We start from the raw sequence: 7413 nt of genomic DNA on the forward strand, positions 1-7413 counted from the left end.
CACAGTTTTTGGTACAGTGTCTTTTAATATTTATCGAAGTGTAATCACATTTTGACCAACTTTGTATCCATTTTGGTAAATATCGATTTTATATTCACCTTTTGGAAAGTCATAATCAACCCAGTCAAAATTAACTCTTGAGCCAGACATATTATTGTAATTAACTTTTACACGATCAGAATATTCTACAGAAGATCCAGAACGTAAAGTTGTTTCACCTGCATCAGCACCTTTAAATTTTCCTATCTCGCCGCTTGGTTTATAAATAGATACATACAATTCTTTGGTTTCTGAAGTCGCATTCAAGTTTTTATCCAAATCAAAAGATACTCTAACTTTATCAATTCTTCTTGCTCGCGTTGTTTCCACTTCTTTTCCGCTTGATTTTACTCTCAAACCTTTAATCGTATAATTTGAAATCGATAAAGTAGAATTTGTCTCTTTGATTAAATTCTGATGATTTTCTTTTTCAGTACTCAAATTTGATTCAACAGTTTTTTTCTGCTCATTCAAATGAGAATTTTCCGAAGTTAACTCTGTATTCTTGTTTGTCAGCTTTTTATTTTCGTCTTTCAAGCGAACAATTTCTTCTTTATAAACTTTAATATCTGCTTGTAAAGAGGTTATCAAACGTTTAGCACGCTGCAACTCTCCACTTGTAATTCCTTCTTTATTTAAGATTGATTGAATCTCTTTTTGTTTCTCCAAAATCAATCGATCTTGATAACTTAAAGAAGAATCTTTTTTTACAACTCGAGTTTTAGCATCATCAAAATCTGATCTAATTATACGTAATTCTTGTTTCAGAATTTCTCTAGATCGTTCCAAATCATTGATATCACTTTGCATTTCTATCGAAGATTTTGCATTTGCTTCTTTAGAATATACAATATACCCAATAGCTAATAACAAGGATACTGCTAAAACAGCAATAATAATATTCTTTACGAATTCATTTTTATGTTTAGGGTTTGTAGAGGGCTCGAGATCTTTGTATTCAGTCATTTTAATTATTTCGAGGAAAAATTATTAAATCAAAAATTAAACCAATTTTATAATAATCAATAACTAATGTTAAATTTAACATTTATAAATTGTAATAAAACTTGATAAATAAAGACTTTTTAATCGTTTGTCTCTTTTTTAATGTCTTCAGAAGCTTCGTCTAATTTATTTTCGGCTTTTGTTTTTAACTCATCAGCTTTTTCTTCCAATTCTGTTTTTTCTTCTTTAAAAGTTTCTTTCAAATCCGAAACTTTCTCTTTCACAAAAGCACTTGTTTCTTTCATTTGCTTTTCCGCAATATCTTTTACTTCGTTATAATCTTGTTTCGATCTTTCTTTAAAATCTCTAGCGGCTTCTTTCGATTGTTCTTTCAAATCACCCGAAGCATCTTTTATATTATTGATTGTTTTACGCGCAAAATCCGATGCGTCATCTGCAATCAATGTTCCTGCTTTTTTTACAGTTGCCGAAACATCGTCAAATTTATCTCCCGCAACATCAATCGCAGTTTCAGTTTTTCCTAAAATTCTTTTCAAAAAAGTTCTAAGTCCCATAATAATTTATTTTGTTGATTATTTTCAGTTTAAATTTACAGCTTCATTCGTAATTTTAGAATGAATTAATTTAATTTTTTATTTAAAAATATGAATTTCAGCTATTTTAAACGATATTATTTCAGAATTTTAATGTTCAGTTTACTGACTATTTTTAGTTGTAATCCGAAGAAAAATCAATCCAAAACACATCAAAATACTTCATCCGAAGAAATATCCTTCAAATATTCGACCAAAAACAAAAATTTTGTCAGCGCGCATCGTGGAGGAAGTGGAATACATGGTTTTCCCGAAAATTGTGTCGAAACTTTTGAACATCTTTATCAAAAAGGAATACAAATTTTTGAGATTGATGTTGCCGAAACAAAGGATAATCAACTTATTTTAATGCACGATAATTCGTTGCAACGAACAAGCACAGGGCGACAAGATGTCAATCAAGTTGACTTAAAAACCATTAAGGAATACTTTTTGGTAGATGATTTTGGACAACAAACGTCATACAAAATTCCGACTTTTGCAGAAGCGCTAAATTGGGGGAAAAGTAAACCGATTTATTTTATGGTTGACATCAAAAAAGGTGTTGATTATCGTGATATTGTGAAGACAATAGAACATGTAAACATGCAAAAACAGGTTGTTTTGGTGACGTATACAGTTGGTCAAGCGAAAAAGTTGCATCAACTTGCGCCAGATATGCTATTGTCTGTTTCGATGCGAAACGAACGCGAATTTAATGAAATGATGAACAGCGGAATTCCGACTGACAAAATGGTTGCCTTTACAGGAACTCGACGCAATGACAAATCATTTTTAAACAAAATTCATGACAAGGATATTTTGGTCATTTTTGGGACGTTAGGAAACTTAGACAAAAGTGTTTCGGCGAGAAATGGACAACTTTACCGCGATTTAGAAAAAGATGGTGTCGACATTTTTGCAACAGACAGAGCAATGGATGTACATCAAACGATTAATAAAAATTAAATGGAAACAATATCACTTAAGGATTCAAATTATTTTTCAAAATTGATGCTAAATTATATCAATCAAGACGAGGATTTGAAAAACTTCTACAACCTATTTCCAACCAAAGAAAACTATATAAAACAAGCGAAAAATAAGCTTGGACATTATAAAAATAGAGCAATTCTTGTTGAACAAATTTCGAAACAATTAGGTCATTTAGATTTATCGGAAAAGCAACAAAATAATCTACAAAAATTAAGAGAAAAGAATACAGTAACAATTACGACTGGACATCAATTAAATTTATTTACAGGTCCAATTTTCTTTTTTTATAAAATTTTGCAAGTTATCAAAGCATGCGAAGAATTGAATAATGAACAAAGTGAAATCAATTTTGTTCCGATGTTTTGGATGGCGACAGAAGATCACGATTTCGAAGAAATTAATCATTTCAAATTTGGAGATCGAATTATTCATTGGGAAAAAGAATTTGGTGGACCAGTTGGTCGTTTATCAACAAACGGTTTACAAAAAGTTTTTGATTCATTTTTGTCATTAATTCCAAATGGAAAAAAGAAAACTGAATTGCAAAATTTGATTGAAGCATCTTATTTATCGAATGATAATTTGACAGACGCAACACGAAAATTGGTTCATTTATTATTCAAAGATCTTGGATTGTTGATGATTGATGGAGATGATAAAGAATTGAAAAAATTGATGATTCCAACTTTTGAAGAAGAATTAATTCAGTCAATATCGTTCAAAAAAGTAATACCTCAAAATGAGAAATTAGAACAATTGGGGTATTCTATTCAAGTGAATCCTCGTGAGATAAATTTGTTTTATATCAATCAAAATAATTCGCGCGAACGTATTGTTGAACAAAATGGAACGTATTTTGTCAATAACACTTCAATCAAATTTTCGAAAGAAGAAATTATTGCCGATTTACATCAAAATCCAGATAAATTTAGCCCAAATGTGATTTTGAGACCATTGTACCAAGAAACAATTTTACCAAATGTTGCCTATGTTGGCGGCGGTGGCGAAATGGCTTATTGGTTACAACTGAAAGAAATGTTCAATCAATTTGAAGTTGATTTTCCACTTTTAGTTTTGAGAAATTCATTGTTAATCCGAACTGAAAAACAATACGAAAAACAACAAAAATTAGATCTATCAAACGAAGATTTATTTTCGAATAGTTTAGCAATCACAAAAAAACGTTCGATAAATTCATCAGAAATTGCTCCAAAACTTCCTGAATTGGAAGAAGAATTAAAAAGCATTTTTGAACGTTTGGAACATTTGAGTTCGTTAACAGAATCTTCTTTTGCCGATATGATACAAGCGCAGCGTACAAAACAATTGAAAGGTTTTGAGAAAATAAAACAACGTTTGGTGCATGCAGAAGTGAAAAAAAATGAAGATTTATTGAAGAGAATCGAGCAATTATTAAATGATCTTTCTCAACAAAATGGTTTGCAAGAACGTGTGAAAAATTTTGCTGATTTTGATTACATTAATATTCAGTATTTCATTGATTTTATTGAAGATAGTCTTCGACCTTTTGAATTTGAGTTCATCATAAATACATTGAAAGAGGAACTCTAAACAAAACATAATTTGTATATTTGACCACGAAAATTCATCTAAATGAAAAAAATATTAGCTTTATTGTTATTTGTTGGTGCATCAGCACTTTATGCTCAACAAAAAACGCATACAGTTCAAGCAAAAGAAACCGTTTACGGAATTTCGAAGCAATATGGTGTTTCGCAAGAAGAATTGTATAAAGCCAATCCTAAAATTGAAAAAAATGGGATTCATCCAGGTGATTTGATTGTGATTCCAGGTAAAGGAACTACGACAACCAAACCAACTGAAACCAATACACAAACGACTACGTCAAACGTAAAAATTTCGGACGATAATTATCAATATATTACAATTGAGCCGAAAGAAACGGTTTACAATTTGACAAAAAAATATAAAATTTCGGAAGAAACATTGAACTCATTAAACCCTCAAATCAAAGAAAGAGGTTTAGAAATTGGTGACGTAATCAAGCTTCCAAAAGATGTGACAAATAAAGTTTTTTCTGTTCCAAAAGGAACGCATTTAATCAAAAAAGGAGAAACTTTATACACTTTAGCAAAACAGTATAATGTAAGTGTTGACGATTTATATGCAGAAAATCCAGCTTTACAAACAGGTGTAAAAGAAGGAATGGTGATAACGATTCCTAAAAAATCTGGTTCTGTTGTAATCGAAGAAAACACGATCAACTATGTTGTTCAGAATGGAGATTCGGCTTACGGAATTTTAGAAAAATACAACACGAATTTAGATGAGTTATTGCGTTTAAATCCTGATTTAATCAATGGTTTAAAAGCTGGAATGACACTTAAAATTCCATTGCAAAAAAATGCTAAAATCATCAAATACGGAACTGCAGGAAAGTTGAAACGTGCTAATGACAATGAAATTAATGTTGCTATTATGCTACCTTTTGATGTTGCAAATAATCCGCAATTAAAAAATTCGCAAGCAATGCAATTTTTTACTGGAGCTAAATTAGCGTTGACTCATTTGGCGAAAAAAGGTAAAAATGTAAATGTGAAAGTGATCGATACGAAAAACGGAAACTTGCAAGATATTTTATCAACAACAGATTTTAGTAAAACGGATGCTGTTATCGGCCCGTTGAACACGTCTGATATTACAGAAGTTGCCAACTTCTTCAGTAATTCTGGTATCGCTGTGATTTCGCCTTATGCAAATGACGATTCGTTAAATTCTTTCAATGATTTATTGATTTCTAATCCAAAAGATGAAGTAATTGCAGATCAAATCATCGAAGAAATTGGGAAAAACTTTGCTGGAGAACAAGTTTATTTATTAACAAATCGTGACGATCAAGAGTTAGCAAGTTATACGAAAAAACAATTAGAAAAACAGTTGAAAGCAAATGTTGTCATTGTAGATAGTGTTGCAAAAATTGTTCAACCACACGATAAAGTTAACGGTGAAGATTATTATACGCCAATTATTACGGTTTTAGTTGGTGATGATGATAATTTGGGAAAACAATATTTAGAAAAATTAAAAACATTTAACAAAGACAATATCAAAGCTTACGGAATAAAATCGGTTTCGGTTTATGATGTTTATAACGCAGATAATGCAAAAAATATCGATGCATTCCGCGAATTTGGTTTTGTGTTTAGTACTGCGCGTTTAATCAATACAAGAGATACGGAAGTGCAAAGTGTGATCAAAGATTTCAAAGAAGTTTATTGTGAATTTCCGACGCGTTACGAGCAATTAGGTTACGATGTAACGTATGATATTGTGGACAGAATGAATAATAAAGGTGATGTTACCAACAATATTACGACAGAAAACACACGTTTGGCGTCAAAATTTGCTTACAAAAAAATAAGCGGAAGTAAAGCTTATACGAACGATGCGAGCCGAATTGTACGTTTACCTAAAAAATAATTTTATCAAAAATTATATACCAAAAAGCGATGCTAAATTTTAGTATCGCTTTTTTCTTTTTATCAACATTTAGAATTAAAACCTTGAATTGAACGGATTTTTTCTAAATTTGACTATGCACAAACTTAAAGACAATTTACTCGTAAAAGTTATTCTAGCCATTGTACTCGGAATTGTACTCGGTGGAATTATCCCAGAAGCTGTTGGTCGTATTTTTATGACTTTCAATGATTTTTTTAGCGAATTACTTAACTTTTTAATCCCATTAATCATTGTTGGATTAATCGTTCCATCAATTGGAAGATTAGGACAAACAGCCGGAAAATTATTATTAGCAACCGTTTTAATTGCTTACGGATCAACCATTTTTTCAGGATTACTAGGCTACTCAGCGAGTATGTCTATTTTTCCACAATTATTAGAACATCAAACTGGGCAAATTAATTTAGCAGAAAAAGCCAAAGAATTTACACCATACTTTTCGATAGAGTTTCCTCCGTTATTTGATGTAATGCCAGCTTTGGTATTTTCATTTCTTTTCGGAATTGGATTATCACGATTAAAAGATTCGACTTTTGGAAAATTTGCAGATGATTTCGAAGAAATTATTACGTATTTAATTCAAAATTTAATCATTCCATTATTACCAATTTTCATTTTCGGAATCTTCTTGAACATGTCATATTCAGGACAAGTTGTAACAATTATGAACGTATTCCTTAAAATAATTGGTGTAATTTTCGTGCTTCATGTTTTCTTATTAGTGCTTCAATTTACAATTGCTGGAATTATTACAAAAAAAAATCCATTTACCATGATGAAATTGATGTTACCAGCTTATTTCACAGCATTAGGAACACAATCTTCTGCTGCAACAATACCTATAACAATTGCGCAAGTAAAGAAAATTGGTGTTCGTGACGAAATTGCTAATTTCGCTGTGCCGTTGTGTGCGACAATTCATTTATCTGGTTCGATGTTAAAAATCGTTTGTTGTTGTTTAGCATTGATGTTAATCCAAGGAATGGAAATTGATTTTGTTCAATTTTTAGGATTTATCATGATGCTTGGAATTGCAATGGTTGCAGCTCCTGGAGTTCCTAGTGGAGCGATTATGGCAGCAATTGGTATTATTGCTTCTATGTTAGGATTTAATGCAGAAAATCAAGCTTTGATGATTGCACTTTATATCGCAATGGATAGTTTTGGAACAGCAGGAAATGTAACTGGAGATGGTGCGATTGCTGTAACGTTGAATAAATTATTCAAGAAAGATGTTCAATAAAAAAATAAAATATTAATCCAAATAAAAAAAGAGTTCCAAAAAATATTGGAACTCTTTTTCGTTTTAAGAATAGACACTATCCCACGAAGTGTG

At 31.0% G+C, this 7413-nt stretch carries 6 protein-coding genes; 4 read left to right on the top strand and 2 right to left on the bottom strand.

The annotated features are described in order from the left end of the window. Nucleotides 1-30 precede the first annotated feature (30 nt). Complete coding sequence (locus B3792_RS11745) at nucleotides 31-1005, bottom strand: hypothetical protein (protein WP_280035376.1); 975 nt, start codon at nucleotides 1003-1005, stop codon at nucleotides 31-33. 119 nt (nucleotides 1006-1124) lie between these two features. Beyond that, a complete protein-coding gene (locus B3792_RS11750; RefSeq protein WP_038336372.1) occupies nucleotides 1125-1559 on the bottom strand; it encodes a hypothetical protein in 435 nt (144 codons plus the stop codon). A gap of 132 nt (nucleotides 1560-1691) precedes the next feature. Here B3792_RS11750 and B3792_RS11755 point away from each other — a divergent pair, with 132 nt between their 5' ends. From B3792_RS11755 to B3792_RS11770, 4 genes are all read left to right on the top strand, one after another. Continuing rightward, nucleotides 1692-2546 (top strand): glycerophosphodiester phosphodiesterase family protein, encoded by an 855-nt coding sequence (locus tag B3792_RS11755; RefSeq protein WP_260509597.1) that lies wholly within the window; start codon nucleotides 1692-1694, stop codon nucleotides 2544-2546. Further along, complete coding sequence (bshC, locus tag B3792_RS11760) at nucleotides 2547-4145, top strand: bacillithiol biosynthesis cysteine-adding enzyme BshC (RefSeq protein WP_114998742.1); 1599 nt, start codon at nucleotides 2547-2549, stop codon at nucleotides 4143-4145. Between the two features lie 42 nt (nucleotides 4146-4187). Next, nucleotides 4188-6035 carry a LysM peptidoglycan-binding domain-containing protein gene (locus B3792_RS11765; RefSeq protein ID WP_114998740.1) on the top strand — a complete coding sequence of 616 codons (1848 nt, stop codon included), beginning with the start codon at nucleotides 4188-4190 and terminating at the stop codon, nucleotides 6033-6035. A 115-nt stretch (nucleotides 6036-6150) separates the two neighbouring features. After that, entirely contained in the window at nucleotides 6151-7320 is a 1170-nt protein-coding gene (locus B3792_RS11770) for a dicarboxylate/amino acid:cation symporter (protein WP_291069665.1), read from the top strand. The last annotated feature ends 93 nt before the right edge of the window (nucleotides 7321-7413 follow it).

This window comes from Empedobacter sp. UBA5924 (assembly GCF_002431085.1).
GTDB classification, from domain to species: domain Bacteria; phylum Bacteroidota; class Bacteroidia; order Flavobacteriales; family Weeksellaceae; genus Empedobacter; species Empedobacter falsenii_B.